Source organism: Stenotrophomonas sp. GD03958 (assembly GCF_029839005.1).
Taxonomy (GTDB): Bacteria; Pseudomonadota; Gammaproteobacteria; order Xanthomonadales; family Xanthomonadaceae; genus Stenotrophomonas; species Stenotrophomonas hibiscicola.
Window position 1 is genome coordinate 1 of sequence record NZ_JAOBZT010000038.1, and the last position, 22,585, is coordinate 22,585.

The window sequence follows — 22,585 nt, forward strand, 5'->3', positions numbered from 1 at the left end:
GCCGGCTGGCCGGAGAGAGCCCATGAACCATTCCAACGTGCTGCCGCTGGCAGCGCTGCCGGTCGCGCTCGGCCTGCTGTTGGCCAGCGGCCATGCCGACGCACAGTCCACGTCCTCGCTGCCCGCGCCGCTGAGCCAGGCTGAGCTGTCACGCCTGGTGCAGCAGCAGGCACTGCAGATCCAGCAACTGGAAGCACGCCTCCGCGCCGTCGAGGGCGGACAGGGCAGTGCGGGCGCACCGTCAACGCCGCCCCTGCCTGCGCTGGAAACGCGGGTGGCCGCACTGGAAACCAGCCAGTCCAGGCTGCCGAAGGTCTCCTGGGCCAAGGGTGCGCCGGAGTTCAGCAGTGCCGATGGCGCCGTGGCGTTCCGTCCGCGCGGACGCCTGTTCGTCGATGCCTCCAGCACCGACGGTTCGGCGGTCGCCGGCCGCAATGTTTCGGGTACCGAGGTCCGTTCGGTACGCTTGGGGGCCGAAGGGCGCTACGGCACCCTGGGCTGGGTCGTGGAGGGCGACTTCGCCGACAACGCGGTCGCGTGGAAGTCGGTCTACGCCACGCTGGACCACACGCTGTTCGGCCTGCCGGCCGATCTCACGATGGGCAACCGCTTGAATGATCGCGGTATCGATGGCTCCAGCAGCACGTCCAACACGCCTTTCCAGGACCGCAACGTGGTCGGCACGCTGATGCTGCCGCAGCGCGGCCTGTTCGGTGTCGGCCTGACCGAGCGCGTGTACGGCAAGAACTGGCATGCCAGCCTTTCGGTGGCCGGCAATGATCTCAACAACGCCGGCACCGACAACGACAGCCAGACCTGGGCCACGCGCGTGCATTGGAACCCGGTGGCCAACGACGCAGTCACGGTGCACCTGGGGGCCTGGGCCTTCCACGAGGAGATCGCCGCAGGCGCCAGCGGCGTCGTCCGCAGTTCGGCCATCGCCGGGCACTTCAACGACCTGGTAAAGATTGCGCCGGGCACACTGCTGGGCGCCGAGCGCAGCACGGCCCATGGCGCGGAACTGGCAGGCTTCTTCGGGCCGGCCTGGGCGACCGGCGAATGGGGTACGCGCAACCTGCGCGGGACCGGCGCCAGCGGGCGCTACGATCTGGACCACGAGGCCTGGGCGATTTCGGCTGGCTGGTTCCTGGCCGGTGCAAGGCCGGCCTATTCGGGCAAGGCCGGCACCTGGGGACGCGTGAAGGTGGCCGATCCTGTCACCCGCGGCGGCGCCGGGGCATGGGAACTGAAGGGGCGCTACGAGGACGTGGACTATGCCGAGCTGCCCAGTGGCGGTACCGGCCACGCGTGGACGCTGGGTGCGAACTGGTATCTCAACGACTTCAGCCGCGTGATGTTCGAGGCGATCCGTTGGCAGACCCGCAACCGCAGCGGCACCGGCCAGGGCATGGATGAAGGCACCACCTTCAACACCCGCCTGCAGGTGGCCTTCTAGCAGCGCATGCCGCTCGCGCGCCGATCAGAGCAGCAGCAGTGCTCCGATCAACGCCGGCGGCATCACCAGCGCGCCGACGCGCAGGAAGTCGAGCGCGCTGACATGCTCGCCCTCGCGACGCAGCGCCACCAGCCACAGCATCGTCGCCAGCGAACCGGTGACCGACAGGTTGGGCCCCAGATCCACGCCGACCAGCAATGCGGCACGGGTCTGCGCCGGCAGATCGGCCATCTGCCCCAGCGAACCGGCGGCCAGGCCGACCGGCAGATTGTTGGCCACGTTGCTCAGCAGCGCGGCCGCGCCACCGGCCAGCCAGCTGGCCTGGCGGGGAGATGCCTGCGCCACGGCCTGCAGTGCGCTGGCCGCGCTCTGGATGACACCGGTCTGTGCCACCGCTTCCACCAGCACGAACAGTCCCGCCACCAGCGGCAGCACGCCCCAGGACACGTGGCGCAGCAGTGGCAGCGGGCTGCGCCGCTGGCGGATCGCCACCACCGCCACACTCAGCGTGCCCGCGCAGAACGTGGTCAGGCCCAATGGCCCGTTCAAGGCGGACGTGACCAGCAACACGGTGCCGGTGAACAGCACGCCCAGTGCGCTCAGCCGGCCGCCGTCGGTCAACGGGCGATGTGCCGGCGCGGCCACCAGCGGCTGGGCGATCTCGCGCCGGTGCACCCAGCGCAGGACCAGGTAGGTGGCACCGATCGCCGCCGCCGACGGCAGCGCGAACTGCGCCAGCCACTGCAGCAGCGGCGGCATGTGCTGGCCGTACACCACCAGGTTGGCCGGATTGGAAATAGGCAGCACGAAGCTGGCCGCATTGGCGATGAATGCACAGACGAACAGGTAGGGCAGGGGATTGGCGCGCGCCGCCTTGCAGGCAGCGTAAACCGCCGGGGTCAGCACCACGGCCGTTGCATCGTTGGACAGGAACACCGTCACCAGCGTGCCGACCAGGAATACCAGGTCGAACAGGCGTCGCCCGGATCCGCCCGCATGCCGCACCGCGTACAACGCCACCCAATCGAACAGGCCTTCGCGCCGCGCCAGTTCGGCCAGCATCATCATGCCGACCAGGAAGAGGTAGACGTCGCGGCCTTCGGCCACCGCGCCCCATGCGGTGTGCAGCGACACCGCGCCCAGCAACGGCAAGAGGGCGGCAGCGCACAACGCCCACACATATTCGGGGATGCGGAAAGGACGGAACAGCAGGCCGATGGTGGCAACGGCGACCGCTGCCCAGATCACGAGGGGGGCTTGGGGGGCGAGCATGGAGTGGGGCTTCAGCGGCACCGGCAGCGACCCCGGCGCAGGGGGTCCTGGCGCGCGCGATCAGCGGATGGGCGGCCGCTGCAATCATCGCAGGTTCCGGGTCGCCGCATCATACCGTGCGGCGCGGCATGGCGACCGCTGCAGTCGACCGCGCTGCAGGTGGGCCGGGGCGGCGCCCAGCCCACCTTCAGCACTCAAGCGCGGCATGACTTCAGGCACTGCGGCTTGACTACATATGTAGTCAAACTGCACACACGCTCATTGGACGAGATTGCGATGCCAAGATCCTGCTGGTTGTCCTGCGCCCTGGCCCTGGTGTTCGGCATCGCCGGGCCCACCCAAGCGGCGACGCGTGCCGAAGCCCTTGCCGCGATCGAGCGCAACGCGCGCGCCGCGCATTCCGATGCGGTCCTGGTAATGCACGACCGGGAGACGCTGCTTGAGCTGAAGCCCGCCGCGGGGCAGGAATCGGTTCACCTGATGTCGGCCACCAAGTCGGTCGTCGCGCTGGCCATTGCGTTGCTGCTGGACGAAGGAAAGCTGGCTTCGATCGATACGCCGGTCAGCCAGATCTATCCCGAATGGAAGCAGGGCAGGAAGCGCGCCATCACCGTGCGCATGCTACTGGACCATACCTCGGGCCTGCAGAACGTGGCGAACGCGGGCGAAGAGCTGGAAGGGGCCCCGGACCTGGTCAGGCTGGCACTGGCCGCCGAGCTGAGCGATGCCCCGGGTGCCGTGTTCTCCTACAACAACAAGGCCACCAACCTGCTGCCCGGTATTGTCGAGCGCCTGGCAGGCGAGCCGCTGGATGCCTATCTGGACGCGCGCCTGTTCAAGCCCCTGGGCATTGCCCACTACACCTGGATGAAGGATCAGGCAGGCACCCCGCTGGGCATGGCCGGGCTGTCCCTGCGCGCGGCCGATCTTGCCGCCATCGGGCAACTGTTGCTGGACGGAGGCGTGGCGCCGGATGGCAAACGTCTCCTGAGTGAGCAGTCTGTCGCGTTGATGACGACCGAAAGCGCCCGTGCGCCAGATGTTGGGCTGCTGTGGTGGCGGGTACCGGCCTGGGAACGCTACCAACTCAAGCCCCGGCTAGAGGATCTGCTGGTGCAAAGGAGGGTGGACGACGACGTGCAGCGCGCACTGCAGGCCAGTGCAGGGCGAGTATTCGAAAGCCGCAGCACGCTGGTCGCCTTCCTTGCCGATCAACTGGGCGCGGACTGGTCCCAGCGCTACGGCAGCCAGATCTCCGCGCGCGGCCTGAAGCTCACCGATCTCTACGACATCACACGGGGGCCGGTCGTCGGCTTCGCCGCCAACGGCTACCTGGGCCAATACCTGATGATCATTCCGGAACAGCGTGTCGTCGCAGTGCGCCTGATCCACCGGCGCGAGAGCCACAACGCTCCACAGGACGACTATCCCTCCTTCTTCGCCGATGTCCTGCAGTTGGCGCGGGCACTGCAATAGGCCCTGTCGCCATCATGTCCACGCGCGCTGAACATTTTCCTGGAGCGTTCTTCACTGTCGTGCCGCCTAAAGTGGGATGACATCTTGGCCGCACATCTACTGAAGCATGTTTGATTATCAGGACTGGACCTTCCACGCCAATGGCCGAACGGTAGTGGCGCGGGTAGCGCTGGACGGTGAAGGTGGCGGCACCATCAACCGCTACCAGCTGGTGCCGGGACCGGCACAGTCGGGGTTGTGCATCAAGGTCGCCTCCCAGGACGAGGCCGCGCAGAAACTGGAGGCCGAAGTGACGAAGCTGCTGGGACCGGTGTGGTAGCCGCTGCGCCATGCCGGCCGCGCATCCGCATGTTGACGGCGGCATGACCGGCCCGGGCAACGGGCATCGCGCCGGATGCCCGTTGCATGAGGCCGCATACTAGGGCATCAGCACGGTGTCGACCACGTGGATGACGCCGTTGGACTGACTGACATCTGCAGCGCTGATGCCTGCCTTGCCACCCTTTGCGTCGATGATCCAGAGCTTGCCATCGTGGAGCGCTACGGTGAGAGGCTCACCCTGCACGGTCTTGAGGGTGGCCTTGCCGCCGTGCTTGCGGGCATCGGCCAGAAGCTGCGCCGAACTGTAGTTGCCCGGGACGACGTGGTAGGTCAGGATCCGGGTCAGCTGTGCCTTGTTTTCCGGCTTCACCAGCGTATCGACAGTGCCTGCAGGCAGTTTTTCGAAGGCCGCATTGGTGGGCGCGAAAACAGTGAAGGGCCCGGTGCCGTCGAGGGTGTCGACCAGGTCGGCTGCTTTGACCGCTGCAACGAGGGTGGTGTGATCCTTGGAATTGACGGCGTTCTCGACGATGGTCCTGGTGGGGTACATCTCTGCCCCGCCCACGATGACGGCGTTGGCGGCGAAAACTGAGGAGCCGGACGAAACGAGTAGGGCGAAGCCGACTGCGGCGGCGATGCGCTGAAGAGCGTTCACGGTGCGTTCCTTTCTGGATGACCCGCAAGTGCGGGCATCCTTCCTACGTCGGGTGCGCCTGACCGGATGCAGCAGCAGCCGGGTCATGAGCTGTGCCGCGCGCTGCTGGTTTGCTGCGCTGCACGGTGACAAGCGCGAACCGGGGTGATTACTCTCCGCTGCAACGCGATGGTAGCGCTACCAGTCGGGCGGGGATCCAAGGTCCAGGGGCTGCCTTCTTTGCCGCGTGTTTGTCCTGGCAGGCTTGAAAAGCAAGTGTAAGTCGCGGCGTGCCCGAGCACCCGTGCTGTTCGGTTTGGAATGCGGGCCACGCCCGTGCGTGCCCCTGGGAGGGGGCGGTACATCCATTCGATCGTATGTCAGAGGGGACTTTCATGAGCACTTGCAGTTTCCGCGGCACCCTGGCCCCGAGGTCCGGTTCATGAGCCGCGCATTGGCGAAGTTCCGGTCCCGGGCCATGTTCACCTTCGTGGGTGGCGCCCTGGTCATCAATCCTGCCTTTGCGCAGGACGCAGCACCGGCGACCGGGCAGCAGCCGCAGAGCCAGTCGCAGCCCACCCAGCTCGATGCAGTGCAGGTCACGGGCATACGCAACAGCCTGAGCCAGGCCATGGACATCAAGCGCGACTCGGCGGGCGTGGTCGACGCGATCAGCGCCGAGGACATCGGCAAGTTCCCCGATACCAATCTTGCCGAATCGTTGCAGCGCATCACCGGCATCTCCATCGAGCGCCGTGACGGCGAGGGCGCGCAGGTGACCGCGCGTGGCTTTGGTCCGCAGTTCAACATGGTCACGCTCAATGGTCGCCAGATGCCCGGCGCCGATGCTTTCGGTGCCTCCGGGCAGGTGGCCATCGGCGGTGTCGACGGCGGCACCCGCGCCTTCAATTTCGCGCAGCTGGCCGCCGAGGCCATCAATGGCATCGAGGTCTACAAGACCAGCCAGGCACAGGTGCCCAGCGGTGGCATCGGCGCGACGATCAATATCCTGACCTCGCGCCCGCTCGATCACGCCGGCATCGTGGCCAACGCCGGGGCGAAGCTGGTCTCCGACCAGAGCCAGCCGTTCGACAATGACCTGACACCGGAGCTGTCGGGCATTTTCAGCTACAGCAATCCGGAAAAGACCTTTGGCGTCAGCCTCAGCGCGAGCCAGCAGAAGCGCAAGGGTGGCTCGGTCCAGGCCACGGAGAACTACTGGAACGTGCAGCCGTGGACGGGGTCGATGCCGGGCAACCCGACCGTGGTCAATGCCCCGGCCGTCGGCCAGCTTTACGCGCGGCCCAACGACCTGCGCTACGCGTTCTCCGAATTCGAACGCGAACGCGTCAACGGCCAGGCGGTGCTGCAGTTCGCACCGACGGACAGCCTGACCCTGACCGTGGATTACACCTACTCGACCAACGAAATCACCGAGAATCGTGGCGAGCAGGGCATGTGGCTGCAGAACAGCAACTACACCAACGTCGAGTTCGACACCAGTGGCGCCGTCGCGACGCCGGTCTACATCCGTGAGATCGCCGGCACCAAGGATTTCGGCCTGGAACAGCAGCGCAGCATGCAGGAGTACAAGCTGGGCTCGCTGGGCTTCAACGCCGTCTGGAATGTCAGCGACCGCTTCAAGCTCAGCTTCGATGCGCACAACTCCAAGAACGAGAGCCGCCCGAATGACCCGCTGACCGGCGGTGGTTCGATCTTCATGAGCATCGCCGGCACCAACAACTGCACCCGTGGCCCGCATTGTGGCGGCTCCTGGGTGCAGGAATTGAACTTCAACAATGGCCTGCCGGTTGGCACCCAGGTCTGGTATCCCAGCACCGCCGAGGCGGTCGCCGGGACCAATGGCGTGGTCAACCCGGGCTTCCAGGAAGGCGAGGTTGGCACGCAGGTGCTGCGCGTCAACGCGCAGACCCAGATCAGCGAGATCAAGCAGGCGCGCGTCGATGGCGAATGGAACTTCGACCACGGCCGCTTCCAGTTCGGCGTGGACACCAACAAGTCCACCACCCACCGCATCCAGGCCGCCGAGGCCTACTCCACCCTGGGTGACTGGGGCGTGGCCAACGTGGACCGGGATACCGCCGCGGGCCTGATGGACCTGCTGCAGCCGGTCAGCATCGTCGGCCTGTTCGACGACTACAGTGCCAACAGCTGGCCGGCCTGGCGCGGCAATGCCGGACAGCTCGCGCAATGGGCATCTGGCGAGTACGGCGTCGGCCTGGGCGTGAATCCGCAACGCGCGGCCGACAACTTCGTGGAAGAGAAGACCAAGGCGGCGTACTTCCAGGTGGAACTGGACGGGGAACTGGGCGGCATGCGCACCAACACCCGCCTGGGCGTGCGCTATGAAACCACCGACGTGGTGTCGACCTCGGTCATTGCCGTTCCCGAATCCATCGAGTGGCAGGCCAACAACGATTTCCGCATCGTGCTGTCCGATGAGCAGCAGCCCTTCACGGAGAAGGCGCGGTACAGCTACATCCTGCCCAACCTCGATTTCAGCATCGACCTCACCGAGGAACTGAAGGGCCGTGTGTCGTTTGGCAAGAGCATCGCCCGCGCGCCGTACGGCAATCTCTATGCGGGACCCGGGGCCCAGCAGCCGTTCGGCTCGGTGCTGATCGATCCCTCCTCGCGCGCCAGCGGCAATTCCCAGAACCCGAGCCTGAAGCCGCTGGAATCGGACAACCTCGACCTGGGGCTGGAGTGGTACTTCGCCGATGCCAGCTATGTGTCATTGACCTACTGGAACAAGTCGGTCAGCAACTTCATCGGCAACACCGTCGTCCAGGAAAGCCTGTACGGCCTCACCGACCCCACCTCCGGGCCGGATGCACGGGCGGCGTTGGACTTCCTGACCAGCGGCGCCTGCGTCGCCCAGGTCGGGCCGGCCAACGCGGCCGCCTGCTCGGCCAACGACACCTCGCTGTTCACCGCACTGGCGTTGCTGCGCAACAATCCTGCTGGCCTGGGCGCCTACAACGGAACCGATGCGCAGGTTCTGGCCACCGAAGCGGCCTACGATCTGTATGGGCAGGCCAACGATCCGCTGTACCAGTTCAACGTCAATCGCCCGATCAACCAGAACAAGTCCAAGCTGCACGGCTGGGAGCTGGGCGGGCAGTACTTCTTCGGTGACACCGGGTTCGGCGTACTGGCCAACTACACGGTGGTGAAAGGTGATGTCGGCTACAACAACGGCGGCGATCCGGGTATCGACCAGTTCTCGCTCACCGGCCTGAGCGACACCGCTAACGCCATGCTGATGTACGAGAAGTACGGGTGGTCGGTGCGACTGGCATGGAACTGGCGCGATCAGTACCTGATCCTGGCCAACCAGGGCTCCAGCCGCAATCCGTACTATGTGGAGCCGTACGAGCAGTGGGATCTCAGCGTCAACTACGCGCTCGATGACCACTGGTCCTTCAGCCTGGAGGCGATCAACCTGACCGGTGAGGATGTGCGGTGGCGCTCGCGCACGTCGCAGATGATCGTCAAGCTGGCAGACCAGAGCCCGCGCTACATGCTGGGCGTCCGCTACAAGTTCTGAACCTGGTTGCCGATGCGTCCGGCACGGCACCGCTGCCCGCCAGCGGTGCCGTGCCGGGACGGTGTCGCCGCACCTGTCGCGCCTGCGCTACCCTGCCGGCCAGCAACCCACACTGGACTGGATACCCTGATGGCCCGCTACGAAATGCTCAACAACATCGCGCATCGGGACCTGAAGGTCGCCACCGGATTCGGGCCGCAGTTCGGCGATGCGGTGGGCATGGTGCCGGCCTATCCCAGCGAGTTCGCTGAACTGCAGCGTGAGTATCCGATCTTCCTGCGCAGGGAAACCGGGACAGAAGCGTGGCAGTCCGTGGCCCTGCTGGGTTTCGAACAACACGAGAACCTGTTCCTGCAGGACGGGCGCTGGAATGCCTCCTACCTGCCTGGTGCGGCCGCCAAAGGGCCGTTCCTGATCGGGTTCCAGGAGCACTACGTGGATGGCCTGCTCACCCAGGATGCGGTGATGCACGTGGACCTGGACCATCCGCGCGTCACCGCCGGCGCCGGTGAGCCGGTGTTCCTGCCGCAGGGCGGCAACACGCCCTACCTGGACCACATCGCCGGCGTGCTGCGCGGCATCCACGAGGGAAGTGCCTTCGCGGCCGGTATGTTCACGATGCTCGACGACTGCGGGCTCATCCAGCCGGTCACGCTTGATGTGCAGCTCGCGTCGCATCACCGCGTGGGCGTGAGCGGATTGCACGGCATTGACCGCGAGCGCCTGGCGGCGCTGGACAGTTCACGCCTGGCTGCGTTGAACCGCGCCGGTTACCTGGAAGGTGCGTACCTGATGCTTGCCTCGCTGCATAACATGCGCCGCCTGATCGCCGAGAAGCAGCGCCGTCTCCGCGTCCAGGACGGCACCACGCAGGCGGTCAGGAACTGACCGGTGCACGCCAGCCTGCCGATGCGGATCCTGGAAGGCATCGATCCTGCCGCGTTGCCATTGGCTGACCTGGTGGACGCCGGTGAGCCGGTCGTACTGCGCGGCATCGCCAGCGGTTGGCCACTGGTCCAGGCCGGACTGGGCGGCGTGCACGACGCGATGGTGTACCTGTGCAGCGTCGATGCGGGTGCGCCCATCCAGTACTCGTTCGGCGGCCCCGAGATCGCGGGCCGCCCGTTCTACAGCGCGGACTTCACCCGGCTGAACTTCGAAGTGCGGCGTGGCGGTCTGGCCCAGGTGCTGGAAGAGATCGCCACGACGCTGCATGCGCCTCGGCCGCCAACCTATTACGTGGCCTCGCTGCCGATCGAGCGGGCACTGCTGCCGGCATTCGCGCAGGCCAACGACGCCGGGCTGGCGAAGCAGGGCATCGACGCCACCGCCGGCATCTGGATCGGCAACCGGGTGACGGCCTCGTGCCATTTCGACACACCCGACAACCTCGCCTGCTGCGCGGTGGGGCGGCGTGAGTTCACCCTGTTCCCGCCCGCCCAGATCGACAACCTCTATCCGGGCCCGCTCGATCCCACGCCGGGCGGACAGGTGGTCAGCGTGGTGGACTTCGAGCGCCCCGACTTCGATCGGCATCCACGTTTCCGCGAGGCGCTGGCGCATGCACGCAGCGCGGTACTTGGACCCGGCGATGCGATCTTCATTCCCAGCATGTGGTGGCACCATGTACGCAGCCTGGAGCCGTTCAACGTGCTTGTGAACTACTGGTGGCGAAGCTCGCCGGCCTGGCTGGGGTCGCCGCTGGCGGCGCTGCAGCACGCGATGTGGTCCGTGCGCGACCTGCCAGCGCGTGAGAAGCAGGCCTGGGAAGGGCTCTTCCGTTACTACGTATTCGGCCCCGGCGAGCGCGCGGGGCAGCACCTGCCTGATGCCGCGCGCGGGGATCTGGCACCGTTCGACGAGCAGCGCGCCCGCCGCATGCGCGCGATGCTGCTGGGCAGGCTCAACCGTTGAGAGAGGGCACCGCGTTGGATACCGAGAGCACGCCTGCAGGGCGCATCCGCAAGGTGGTCATTGCCGGTGGCGGTACAGCGGGATGGCTGGCCGGCTGCGCGCTGGCGCACCAGTTCCGTGACCAGCTGCAGATCACGCTGGTCGAGTCCGAGCATATCGGCACGGTCGGCGTCGGTGAGTCCACCGTGCCGCCGATCCGCACCTTCCATCGCTTCCTGCAGATCGATGAGCAGGAGTTCCTGCGCGCGGTGGCCGGCACCTTCAAGCTGTCGATCTCGTTCGAGAACTGGCGGCTGCCGGGGGATCGCTTCTTCCATCCGTTCGGTACCATCGGCCACGGCACCTGGGCGGCTCCCTTCCATCACTTCTGGCTGGACAGCCTGCGCCGCGGCATGCCCTCGGACCTGGGCGACTTCTGCCTGGAGAGCATCGCGTCGCGCGGCGACCGCTTCTCGCTGCACACCCAGCCGCAGGCCAGCTATGCGTATCACTTCGATGCCAGCCTGTATGCGCGGTTCCTGCGCGGCAGGGCCGAGGCCAACGGCCTGCGCCGGATCGAAGGCAGGATCGCCCAGGTCAGGCAGCACGCGCACGACGGCTCGGTTCAGGCGCTGGTACTGGACGACGGCCAGGTGATCGAGGGCGATCTGTTCATCGACTGCACGGGGTTCCGTGGCCTGCTGATCGAGCAGGCGCTGGGCACCGGCTACGAGGACTGGCACGAATGGCTTCCGTGCGACCGGGCCGTGGCGGTGCAGACCGAAGCGGTGGCGCCGCCGGTGCCCTATACCCGGGCGATCGCCCACGAGGCGGGGTGGCGCTGGCACATCGCGCTGCAGCACCGCGTAGGCTGTGGGCTGGTGTATGACAGCCGCCATCTGTCTGATGACGAGGCCGCCGCGAAACTGCTGCGTGATGCAGGGGCTCCGCCTTTGCGCGACCCATGGAACGTGCCGTTCCGCAGCGGGCGCCGGCTGAAGGCCTGGAACAGGAACGTGGTGTCGCTCGGGCTGGCCAGCGGTTTCATCGAACCGCTGGAGTCGACCAGCATCCATCTGACGATCAGCGCGGTGGTGCGCCTGATCCAGTTGTTCCCGTTCGACGGCATCTGTGCGTCGCTGGTGCAGTTGTACAACGATGTCAGCCGCCAGGAAATGGAGCACGTGCGCGACTTCATCATCCTGCACTATCACGCAACGCAGCGCACCGAACCGATGTGGAAGGCGTGTCGCGAGATGAGCGTGCCCGGATCGCTGCAGCAGCGGTTGCAGGCGTGGCGCGAGCGTGCGCACGCCTGGCAGGACCCCGGCGAGCTGTTCCGCATCGAGTCCTGGACCAGCGTTCTGCTCGGGCAGGGCATTCCGCCAGGCCCGCCGCATCCGCTGGCGCGGGCGGTGAGTGACGCCGATCTGCGCACCCTGTTGAAGGGCATCCAACAGCCCGTGCATCACGCCGCGGCGCAGATGCCGACCCAGGCAGAGTTCATTGCGCAGTACTGCAGGTCTGGCGCAGACGTGTGGCGTTCGACGGCGACGATCGCATAGCAGGGTTTTGCGTTGCAGCACGCTTTTTCCGCTGCAGCTGGTTACAGTGCGGTAACACCGCAGGCGATGACGCATGCGGTCGCAACGAGGGGGCCGGACAGCACGCCCCCTTTTTTGAGTCCACGGAATGTTAGCGCTACCTTTTTGTTGATCGGAGGCGGTTTCGATGGGTCTGGTTGCAGGGATCGATGCAGGGACGCAGAGCCTGAAGGTGCTGGTCTACGACCCGCAGGCGCAAGCGGTGGCCGCCGTCACCAGCGCGCCGCTCACGCTGGACAGCGGTGCCGACGGCAGCCGTGAACAGGCGCCTGCCGACTGGGTGTCGGCCCTGCGCGACTGCTTTGCCAGGATCGACCCCTCGCTGCGCGCTCGCATCGTCGCACTGGCGGTATCGGGGCAGCAGCATGGGTTCGTGCCGGTTGATGATGCTGGCGAGGTACTGGCGCCGGCCAAGCTGTGGTGCGACACCAGCACCTCGGCCGAATGCATCCAGATCATGGACGCCGTGGGCGGATTCCAACGGACCATCGCGCTGGCGGGCAACCCGATCCTGGCCGGCTACACAGCGTCCAAGCTGCCCTGGACCAGGATCCACCGTGCCGACGCCTATGCGCGGCTGGCGACCATCCTGCTGCCACACGACTACCTGAATTTCGTGTTGACCGGGCAGCGGTTCTGCGAGCTTGGCGATGCGTCCGGAACCGGCTGGCTGGACGTGCGCACACGCACCTGGTCGCAGGAACTGCTGCGCGCCACCGATCCTGATCGTGATCTTGCCGCCTGCCTGCCGCCGATCGCCGCACCCGACGCCCTGTTTGATATCGCGCCGAAGGCCGCGGCCGCGCTCGGGCTTGCAGCGGCGGTGAAGGTGGCCGTTGGCGGCGGCGACAACATGATGGCCGCGATCGGCACTGGCTGCGTCACCGAAGGACGCCTGGCGATGAGCCTGGGAACGTCAGGAACGCTGTTCGCCTATTCCAGCGCGCCGGTGATCGACGCGGACGGCGCCTGGGCCGCGTTCTGCTCTTCCACGGGAGGATGGCTGCCGCTGATCTGCACCATGAACTGCACCGTGGCGACCGAACAGGTGGCCCGTGCCTTCGGCTTCAGCACTCGCGACGGCGATGCGCACCTGCGCGCGACGCCACCGGGAGCAGGCGGGCTGGTGATGCTGCCCTTCCTCAATGGCGAGCGTACGCCGGACCTGCCGCTCGGCAAGGGTGTGCTGGCCGGCCTGGACACCGCCAATTTCACCCCGGCGCATGTGTACCGCGCCGCCATTGAAGGCGCGACCTACAGCCTGAAGTACGGCTACGACGCCTTCGTCCGCGCGGGCATGCAGTTTGATCGCATCGTGCTCACCGGCGGTGGCAGCAACAGCGCTGCCTGGCGTCAACTGGTGGCCGATGTGTTCGGCCTGCCCGTGGAGGTCCCGGTGCAGGCCGAAGGCGCGGCGTTTGGAGCGGCGCTACAGGCGCTGTGGTCGCTCGCCCGATCGCAGGGCAACGCCACTTCGATCAGCGACATCACCGCACGGCACGTCACCGTCGATCCCACGCTCTCCGCGCGCCCGGATCCGGACCGCAGCGATGCCTATGCACGGGCCTACGCACGCTTCCTCAGTCATCTTGATGCCATCACGCCGCTGCAGCGCGGCTGATGGCTCCTCCACGACACCCCGTACAACGACAGGAGCACGCACCATGAGCACGCAGCCCTTCATCGGCGCCAAGGAATACTTCCCCGGCATCGGCCGCATTCCGTTCGAGGGCAAGGGTTCGGACAATCCGCTTGCCTTCAAGGTCTACGATGCCAACCGGGTCATCGGTGGCAAGACCATGCAGGAGCATCTGCGTTTCGCCGTGTGTTACTGGCACACCTTCTGCAATGCCGGGCACGATCCGTTCGGCCCGGGTACCCGGCAGTTCCCGTGGGAGGCGGGCTCGCCGCTGGCCACGGCTGAAGCGAAAGTGGACGCGGCGTTCGAGTTCTTCACCAAGCTGGGCGTGCCGTACTGGTGCTTCCACGACATCGACCTGGCGCCGGATGCCGATGATATCGGCCAGTACCAGAAGAACCTCACTCACATGGTGGGCCTGGCCAAAGCGCGCCAGGAGGCCACCGGCGTCAAGCTGCTGTGGGGCACGGCCAACCTGTTCTCGCACCCGCGCTACATGAACGGCGCATCGACCAATCCCGATTTCGCCGTGGTGGCCCGCGCTGCGGTGCAGGTCAAGGCCGCCCTGGAGGCCACGGTCGAACTCGGTGGCGAGCACTACGTGTTCTGGGGCGGGCGCGAGGGCTATGCGTCGCTGGCCAATACGCAGATGAAGCGCGAGATCGAGCACTTCGCACGCTTCCTGACCATGGCCCGCGACTATGGCCGCAGCATCGGCCTGAAGGGCAACTTCCTGATCGAGCCCAAGCCGATGGAGCCGATGAAGCACCAGTACGACTTCGACAGTGCCACGGTGGTGGGCTTCCTGAAGGAACACGGGCTGGACAAGGACTTCAAGCTCAACATCGAGGCCAACCACGCCACGTTGTCCGGCCATACCTTCGAGCACGACCTGCAGGTCGCGTCCGATCATGGCCTGCTCGGCAGCATCGATGCCAACCGCGGCAACGCGCAGAACGGCTGGGACACCGACCAGTTCCCCAGCGATCTGTACGACACCGTGGGCGCGATGCTGGTCGTGCTGCGCCAGGGCGGGCTGGAGGGCGGGTTGAACTTCGATGCGAAGGTGCGCCGTGAGTCGACCGACCTGGAGGATCTGTTCATTGCCCACATTGGTGGCATGGACGCGTTCGCACGCGGCCTGGAGGTTGCCCATGCACTGCTGACCGAGTCTCCTTGGGAGCAATGGCGCAAGGAGCGCTACGCAAGTTTCGACAGTGGCGCCGGCCAGCAGTTCGAGCGCGGCACGCTCAGCCTGCCGGACCTGGCGGCACTGGCCTCCCGGCTCGGCGAACCGCGCCAGGCCAGCGGCAAGCAGGAGCGTTACGAAAACCTGCTCAACCAATACCTGCTGCGCTGAACGCGGCAACGGCGCACTCAAGGGGACGGGGATGAACCAGGCAGCAGGCAGCGGTGAGAACACGCGGCTGATCGTACTGATCAGCGTGGTGGCGACGATTGGCGGTTTTCTGTTCGGCTTCGACAGCGGCGTGATCAACGGTACCCAGGATGGCCTGCACCAGGCGTTCCGGTCCGGTGAGTGGATGCAGGGGTTCGAGATCGCGTCGATGCTGCTGGGCTGTGCGGTGGGCGCGTTCAGTGCAGGCCGGCTGGCCGACCGCCTGGGCCGTCGCAACGTGCTGATCCTGTCGGCAGTGATGTTCCTGCTGTCGGCACTCGGTGCCGGGGCGGCGGTGTCGTCGGGCTGGTTCATTGCCGCGCGGGTGGTCGGTGGATTCGCGGTCGGCGCGGCCAGCGTGATCTCGCCGGCCTACATTGCCGAGGTCGCTCCGGCCCGCTATCGCGGCCGCCTGGCTACCGTGCAGCAGATCGCGATCATCACCGGCCTCACCGCTGCCTTCCTGTCCAACTACCTGCTGGCGGCCGCAGCGGGCGCGTCGACCGAACCGCTGTGGGGCGGGCAGGCCGCCTGGCGCTGGATGTTCTGGATGCAGGCCGCGCCATCGCTGCTGTTCCTGCTGCTGTTGCTGACCATTCCTGAGAGCCCCCGCTACCTGGTGGTGAAGCGGCGCAAGGACGACGCGCTGCGCGTGCTCACCCGGCTGCTCGGCGGCGACAAGGCCCGCGCCACGCTCGAGGAGATCGATGCCTCGCTGTCCAACGACCACCATCGCCCGCGACTGTCCGACCTGAAGAGCAGGGGGACCGGGCGGATCCGCCCGATTGTCTGGGTCGGCGTCGGGCTGGCCTGCTTCCAGCAGCTGGTCGGCATCAACGTGGTGTTCTATTACGGCGCCGTGTTGTGGCAGGCGGTCGGCTTTTCCGAAAACGACGCGCTGCTGATCAATGTATTGTCCGGTGCGCTGAGCATCGGTGCCTGCGTGGTCACCGTACTGCTGATTGACCGGATCGGCCGCAAGCCCCTGCTGTGGTTCGGCTCGGCCGGGATGTCGCTGTCACTGGCACTGGTGGTGGTGGCCTTTGCCAGTGGTTCGCTGGCCGACGGGCATCTGCAGCTGCCCGGCCGCATGGGCACGCTGGCGCTGGTGGCGGCCAACGCCTACGTCGTGTTCTTCAATCTGTCCTGGGGGCCGGTGATGTGGGTGATGCTGGGCGAGATGTTCCCGAACCAGATCCGCGGTTCGGCATTGGCGGTCGCCGGTGCAGCGCAATGGACCTCCAACTTCGTGGTCACGGTAACGTTCCCGATGCTGCTGGCCGCGGCAGGGCTGGCGGCGACCTACGGCATCTACCTGGTCGCTGCCACGATCTCGGTGATTTTCGTCGTCCGGCATGTGCACGAGACCAAGGGCAAGGAACTGGAGCAGATGGAAGGATGAGCGCCATGACATCGCAGACCTTCGTAAACCGCAGCGGTGCGCTGGTCGCCGCACTGATGCTGGGGTTGCTTGGCTGCCGCGGCCAGGACCGGGCTGCCGCCGCCGCAGCTACCGACAAGGATCCCTGGCCGAAGGTCACCTGGCCGCTGGCCGCAGATCCGGCACTGGAGAAGCGCATCACCGACCTGATGGCCGGCATGACGGTGGAGGAAAAGGTCGGCCAGCTGGTGCAGGGCGACATCGCCAGCGTCACCCCCGATGACGTGCGCCGCTACCGGCTCGGCTCGATCCTGGCCGGAGGCAACTCCGATCCCGGCGGCCGCTATGACGCCTCGCCGGCCGAATGGTTGGCGCTGGCCGACGCTTTCTACGACGCCTCCATGGATACCTCCAAAGGCGGCAAGGCCATCCCTCTGCTGTTCGGCATTGATGCCGTGCACGGGCAGAGCAACATCATTGGTGCCACGTTGTTCCCGCACAACATCGGGCTGGGCGCCACGCGCAATCCGGAGCTGCTGCGGCAGATCGGTGGCATCACCGCGCTGGAGACCCGCGTCACCGGCATGGAGTGGACGTTCGCGCCGACCGTTGCGGTACCCCAGGATGATCGCTGGGGACGCACCTACGAAGGCTACTCCGAATCGCCGGAGGTGGTGGCCAGCTATGCCGCCGCCATGGTGGAGGGATTGCAGGGCAGGGTGGGAACCCCGGAGTTCCTCGATGGCCGCCATGTGATCGCCTCGGCGAAGCATTTCCTCGGCGACGGTGGCACCACTGACGGCAAGGACCAGGGCGACACCCGCATCAGCGAGTCAGATCTGGTGCGCATCCACGCCGCCGGATATCCGCCGGCAATCGCCGCCGGCGCGCAGACCGCGATGGCGTCGTTCAACAGCGTCAACGGTGAAAAGATGCATGGGCACCGGCACTACCTTACCGATGTACTCAAGGGCCGCATGAACTTCGGTGGCTTCGTGGTGGGTGACTGGAATGGTCATGGACAGGTCAAGGGCTGCACCACCACAGACTGCCCCGCGACCATCATCGCGGGCCTGGACATGGCGATGGCCTCGGACAGCTGGAAGGGTTTCTACGAGACGACGCTGGCTGCGGTGAAGGATGGGCGGATCACGCCGCAACGCCTGGACGATGCGGTGCGCAGGATCCTGCGGGTCAAGTTCCGCCTTGGGCTGTTCGAGGCCGGCAGGCCATCCACACGGGCCGTTGGTGGGCAGTTCGCACTGATCGGCGCGCCAGCACATCGCGCGGTCGCCCGGCAGGCCGTGCGCGAATCGCTGGTCCTGTTGAAAAACCAGAACGGCGTCCTGCCGCTGTCGCCGAAGCAGCGGATCCTCGTGGCCGGCGACGGTGCCAACGATGTCGGCAAGCAGGCGGGCGGCTGGACGCTCAACTGGCAGGGCACCGGCACCAGCCGCAGGGACTTCCCCAACGCGGACACGATCTACGAGGGCATCGCGCGCCAGGCCAGGGCGGCCGGTGGTGAAGCCGTGCTTGCCGTCGACGGTCGCTATGCAGTGAAGCCCGATGTGGCGGTGGTGGTGTTTGGCGAGGACCCCTATGCCGAGTTCCAGGGAGACCGGCCGACGCTGGCCTACAAGCCCGGCAACGAAACGGACCTGGCGCTGCTCAAGCGGCTCAAGGCCGAAGGCATACCGGTTGTTGCGGTTTTCCTGAGCGGACGGCCGCTCTGGGTGAACCGGGAAATCAATGCCGCCGATGCCTTCGTGGCTGCATGGCTGCCGGGCTCGGAAGGCGCCGGCATTGCCGATGTACTGCTGCGCGGAAGCGATGGCCGCGTGCAGCACGATTTCAAGGGCAAGCTCAGTTTCAGCTGGCCGCGCACCGCCACCCAGTACGCCAACAACGTCGGCCAGAAGGACTACGATCCGTTGTTTGCGTTTGGCTTCGGCCTGACCTACGCCGACAACGGCGACCTGGCCGCGCTGCCGGAGGCATCGGGCGTGACCGGCAGCGAGGGCGCGACCGGCGTGTTCTTCGCCCGCGGTGATGCAGGCCCCGGCATGGCGCTGCGCCTTGAGCAGGCCGCAGGCCAGGGCCTGACCGTGACCCGCGTGCCGGATGCATTGCCCGATGATCGGCTGAAGATCACCGGCGTGGATCATCTGGCGCAGGAGGATGGGCGACGCCTGGCCTGGTCGGGCAAGGGCGAGGCCGTCGCTGCACTGCAGTCGCACACGGCGCTGGATCTGCAGCGCGAATCCAACGGCGACCTGATGCTGCTGACCACGCTGCGGGTCGACGCTGCGCCGCAGGGTGAGGCGTGGCTGTCGGTCGGTTGCGGCGCGGGCTGCTCGGCACGCTTCGCCATCGGGGCCTCGCTGGCGGCGCTTCCACAAGGCCAGTGGAAGCGTGTTGGCGTGCCACTGAAGTGCCTGGCCAAAGCGGGCGCCAAGCTGGACGCGATCGACCGGCCGTGGTCGGTGGTGACGGCCGATGCGATGACGATCTCCGTGTCACGCGTCGCGCTGGGCGCACTGAACGAAGCCGAGGTCACCCTCGGATGCGGTACATGATGCCTGCGCTACCGCTACCGGGGCGGCGCGGCTACCGAACCGCGTGCGATCAGCCGATGCGGCATCACATGATCGCGCAGCACCGTTGCATCCCCCGCCGGACGGCGGATGGTGCGCAGCAGGATGTCGACGGCCGCGTTGGCCATCGAGGCGATGGGCTGGTGGATCGTGGTCAGTTCCGGCCATACGGTGGTGGCGGCCGAGGTGTCATCGAAACCCACGACCGACAGGTCGCGCGGCACTTCCAGCCCGCGCCGATGCGCCACGGAGATGGCGGCGGCGCCCATGTCGTCGTTGCTGGCGAAAATCGCGGTCGGTGGCCGGCGCTGGGACAACAGCTTTTCGGCAGCAGCCAGGCCGGACCGGTAGGTGTAGTCACCGTGCTGGACCAGGCCGGGGTCCACCGCCAGCCCGGCCTCGCGCAGGGCGGTGACGAAGCCGTCGTAGCGGAGCGCACTTGCGCTCAGGTCATCGCGCCCTCGGATGAAGCCGATGCGGGTGTGTCCCTGCCGGAGCAGGTGCTCGGTCATTTCCCTGCCCGCACTGAAATCGTCGATGCGGACGCAGGACAGGGCCTCGCTCAGGCGACCCGATGCGATGGCCACCACTGGAATGCCAGCCTTGACCAGTTCGCTTACGGCGGCCTGCGATTCGCAGAGCGGCGGCGGCAGGATCACCCCGTCGACGCGTCCGGCGAGCGCGCGCGCCGCCCTGCGTTCGGAGTCGGCATCCAGGTTGTCCCAGTAGTCGATGACCAGCTGGATGGCGGAACTGGAGGCGACGCGCAGCAGGCCCACCAGCAGTTCGCGCAGGTAGGCGCCGCTGGGGTTGGTGTAGATCAGCGCAATGCGCGTGTGCTGTGCGGCGGCCAGCGAACTGGCGGCAAGATTGGGCGTATAGCCCAGCTCACGCACGGCGCGCAGCACGCGCTCGCGGGTGACGTCGCGCACCTTGCCCTGGTTGATCACCCGCGACACGGTCATCGGCGAAACGCCGGCAAGGGCCGCAACCTCGTCGATCGTCACGCCTGCGGTTCTGCGGCGAACCGATTTCTTCGGCTTGTCCAATGCACGATCCCTTTGTTCTTGGTGGCGCTGCCGCGCGGGTGCGAAGGACGATGATGCGCTGCCCCGGGCCCGGACGTAGTCTACAAAGGCGCATGTTAACGCCGTTGTTGCGTGCTGTCGGCACGCGCCTGTGCGCCGTGCTCGCACTGCTGGCCTGTGCTGGCGGTGCACGGGCGGAGGATGGCTACAGGCTGTGGATGCGCTACCAGCCGGTTGCCGCAACGGTCGCTGCCGATTACCGGCGGCAATTGGCCGAAGTGGTGGCCCCGGATTGCACGCCGATGCAGCGCGCTACCCGCGACGAGCTTGCGCGCAGCCTCCCTGGATTGCTGGGAACGGCGCCGCCAATGCGAACGGCAATCAGTACTGACCATGCCCTGATGCTGGGTACGCCGCAGTCTTCGGCGCTGGTCGCCGCGTTCGGTAACGAGGTTGCCACGCTGGGCGACGAGGGCTTCCTGATCCGGCAGGTCCGGACCGAGGGGCGCGATGTGCTGCTGGTGGCGGCACGCCGGGACGTCGGCGTGCTGTATGGCACGTTCCACCTGCTGCGCCTGTTGCAGCGTGGCATGCCGCTGCAGGGGCTGGACGTGCGGGAGTCGCCGCGGGTCGCACTGCGTGTGCTCGACCATTGGGATAACCTGGATCGTTACGTCGAGCGTGGCTATGCAGGCAGCTCCCTCTGGGACTGGCAGACGTTGCCGCAGTGGCGTGACCCGCGCTACACCGACTACGCCCGTGCCAACGCCTCGCTCGGCATCAACGGCACCGTCCTCAACAACGTCAATGCCAGTGCGATGAGCCTGTCGCCGGCCTATCTGGCCAAGGCCGCCGCGCTGGCCGACCTGTTCCGCCCCTATGGCATCCGGGTCTACCTGAGCGCACGCTTCAGTGCGCCCATCGAGCTCGGCGGCCTGGCGACGGCTGACCCCCTCGATCCGGCTGTGCGGCGCTGGTGGCACGACAAGGTCGATGAGATCCATGCGCGCATTCCGGATTTTGGCGGCTTCCTGGTCAAGGCGAACTCGGAGGGGCAACCCGGCCCGCAGGATTACGGTCGCTCCCATGCCGACGGCGCCAATCTGCTGGCCGACGCGTTGGCGCCCTACAACGGTGTGGTGATGTGGCGGGCCTTCGTGTATTCGCACGAGGTTCCCGAAGATCGCGCCAAGCAGGCGTACAGCGAGTTTGTCGGGCTGGACGGTGCCTTCCGCCCCAACGTGATCGTGCAGGTGAAGAACGGCCCCATCGACTTCCAGCCGCGCGAGCCGTTCCATCCGCTGTTCGGCGCGATGCCACGCACGCCGCTGATGATGGAACTGCAGATCACCAAGGAATACCTGGGTTTTGCGACGCACCTGGTCTACCTGGGAGCGCTCTACGAGGAAGTGCTGCAGGCCGACACCCATGCCCGTGGCGAAGGCTCCACGGTTGCCCGCGTGATCGATGGCTCGCTGGAGGGCCACGCACTGACCGGTATCGCCGGCGTCGCCAACATCGGCGTGGACCGCACCTGGAGTGGCTCGCACTTCGACCAGGCCAACTGGTACGCCTTCGGCCGGCTGGCCTGGAACCCGCAGCAATCCGCGCGCACGATTGCCGAAGACTGGGCAGCGCTGACCTTCTCGCCCGACCCGCAGGTGACCGGCCCGATCGTGCGGATGATGATGGACTCGCGCGAGGCGGCAGTGGATTACATGACGCCGCTGGGCCTGCACCACCTGATGGCACGCGGCCATCACTACGGCCCCGGCCCCTGGGTGGACGGAGGCCCACGTGCGGACTGGACGTCGGTGTACTACCACCGCGCAGACAGCCAGGGCATCGGTTTTGACCGCAGCGCCGGCGGAAGCAACGCCGTGGGCCAGTACGCCCCGCAGGTCGCCGAGGTCTATGGCGACCCCGAGCGGGTGCCCGAGTCGCTGCTGCTGTGGTTCCATCATGTGCCGTGGGATCACCGCATGCGCTCGGGCAGGACGCTCTGGGATGAGCTGGTCGGGCGCTATTCGCGGGGTGTGCGCCAGGTGCGGTCGATGCAGGACACCTGGGCCGGCCTGAGCGACCGGATCGATCCGCAGCGGCATCGGCACGTTGCTGCGTTCCTGCAGATCCAGCACGACGAAGCGCAATGGTGGCGTGACGCCAGCGTGGCGTACTTCCAGTCACGCAGCGGACGGCCGCTGCCCGCCGGCGAACGGCCACCGCCGCAGCCATTGTCGTACTACCAGGCGTTGCAGTTTCCGTTCGCACCGGGGGATGGCCGATGAGCAGGTTCGGAGCGGTCGGGTGTGTGCTG

The 22,585-nt window shown here is 66.8% G+C and carries 15 protein-coding genes; 12 read left to right on the forward strand and 3 right to left on the reverse strand.

The annotated features are described in order from the left end of the window. Window positions 1-22 precede the first annotated feature (22 nt). Window positions 23-1,456 carry a porin gene (locus N5C25_RS12295; protein WP_279937006.1) on the forward strand — a complete coding sequence of 478 codons (1,434 nt, stop codon included), beginning with the start codon at window positions 23-25 and terminating at the stop codon, window positions 1,454-1,456. Between the two features lie 24 nt (window positions 1,457-1,480). Here the strand turns inward: N5C25_RS12295 and N5C25_RS12300 are convergent, their stop codons facing one another. Continuing rightward, the gene (locus N5C25_RS12300; RefSeq protein ID WP_058982937.1) at window positions 1,481-2,728 is read right to left on the reverse strand and encodes an arsenic transporter; all 1,248 of its coding nucleotides are present in this window, start codon (window positions 2,726-2,728) and stop codon (window positions 1,481-1,483) included. Between the two features lie 294 nt (window positions 2,729-3,022). Here N5C25_RS12300 and N5C25_RS12305 point away from each other — a divergent pair, with 294 nt between their 5' ends. Beyond that, window positions 3,023-4,204 (forward strand): serine hydrolase, encoded by a 1,182-nt coding sequence (locus N5C25_RS12305; protein WP_279937020.1) that lies wholly within the window; start codon window positions 3,023-3,025, stop codon window positions 4,202-4,204. A 106-nt stretch (window positions 4,205-4,310) separates the two neighbouring features. Beyond that, the gene (locus N5C25_RS12310; protein WP_010485683.1) at window positions 4,311-4,523 is read left to right on the forward strand and encodes a hypothetical protein; all 213 of its coding nucleotides are present in this window, start codon (window positions 4,311-4,313) and stop codon (window positions 4,521-4,523) included. Between the two features lie 99 nt (window positions 4,524-4,622). Here N5C25_RS12310 and N5C25_RS12315 read toward each other — a convergent pair whose 3' ends face one another. Continuing rightward, window positions 4,623-5,180 (reverse strand): fasciclin domain-containing protein, encoded by a 558-nt coding sequence (locus N5C25_RS12315; RefSeq protein ID WP_279937007.1) that lies wholly within the window; start codon window positions 5,178-5,180, stop codon window positions 4,623-4,625. A gap of 421 nt (window positions 5,181-5,601) precedes the next feature. Between N5C25_RS12315 and N5C25_RS12320 the strand changes: the two genes are divergently transcribed. The 8 genes from N5C25_RS12320 (at window position 5,602) to N5C25_RS12355 (ending at window position 19,222) form a co-directional block, all read left to right on the forward strand. Then, a complete protein-coding gene (locus N5C25_RS12320) occupies window positions 5,602-8,730 on the forward strand; it encodes a TonB-dependent receptor (RefSeq protein ID WP_279937008.1) in 3,129 nt (1,042 codons plus the stop codon). Window positions 8,731-8,859: 129 nt separating this feature from the next. Then, entirely contained in the window at window positions 8,860-9,618 is a 759-nt protein-coding gene (locus tag N5C25_RS12325) for a SapC family protein (RefSeq protein ID WP_058982944.1), read from the forward strand. Between the two features lie 3 nt (window positions 9,619-9,621). Further along, complete coding sequence (locus N5C25_RS12330; protein ID WP_080398869.1) at window positions 9,622-10,644, forward strand: cupin-like domain-containing protein; 1,023 nt, start codon at window positions 9,622-9,624, stop codon at window positions 10,642-10,644. 14 nt (window positions 10,645-10,658) lie between these two features. Then, window positions 10,659-12,188 carry a tryptophan 7-halogenase gene (locus N5C25_RS12335; protein WP_279937021.1) on the forward strand — a complete coding sequence of 510 codons (1,530 nt, stop codon included), beginning with the start codon at window positions 10,659-10,661 and terminating at the stop codon, window positions 12,186-12,188. Window positions 12,189-12,354: 166 nt separating this feature from the next. After that, window positions 12,355-13,848 (forward strand): xylulokinase, encoded by a 1,494-nt coding sequence (gene xylB, locus N5C25_RS12340; protein ID WP_058982948.1) that lies wholly within the window; start codon window positions 12,355-12,357, stop codon window positions 13,846-13,848. A gap of 43 nt (window positions 13,849-13,891) precedes the next feature. Continuing rightward, complete coding sequence (gene xylA, locus N5C25_RS12345; protein ID WP_279937009.1) at window positions 13,892-15,226, forward strand: xylose isomerase; 1,335 nt, start codon at window positions 13,892-13,894, stop codon at window positions 15,224-15,226. 31 nt (window positions 15,227-15,257) lie between these two features. After that, window positions 15,258-16,667: a sugar porter family MFS transporter gene (locus tag N5C25_RS12350; protein WP_279937010.1), complete on the forward strand. Its 1,410-nt coding sequence runs from the start codon at window positions 15,258-15,260 to the stop codon at window positions 16,665-16,667. Beyond that, on the forward strand, window positions 16,664-19,222 hold the full coding sequence (locus N5C25_RS12355; RefSeq protein ID WP_279937011.1) for an exo 1,3/1,4-beta-D-glucan glucohydrolase: 2,559 nt from the start codon (window positions 16,664-16,666) through the stop codon (window positions 19,220-19,222). The genes N5C25_RS12350 and N5C25_RS12355 overlap by 4 nt, the downstream gene beginning before the upstream one ends. 14 nt (window positions 19,223-19,236) lie before the next feature. On the opposite strand, the gene N5C25_RS12360 is transcribed toward N5C25_RS12355, so the two are convergent. Next, on the reverse strand, window positions 19,237-20,289 hold the full coding sequence (locus tag N5C25_RS12360) for a LacI family DNA-binding transcriptional regulator (protein ID WP_251101854.1): 1,053 nt from the start codon (window positions 20,287-20,289) through the stop codon (window positions 19,237-19,239). 92 nt (window positions 20,290-20,381) lie between these two features. Between N5C25_RS12360 and N5C25_RS12365 the strand changes: the two genes are divergently transcribed. Next, complete coding sequence (locus tag N5C25_RS12365; protein ID WP_279937012.1) at window positions 20,382-22,556, forward strand: alpha-glucuronidase family glycosyl hydrolase; 2,175 nt, start codon at window positions 20,382-20,384, stop codon at window positions 22,554-22,556. The last annotated feature ends 29 nt before the right edge of the window (window positions 22,557-22,585 follow it).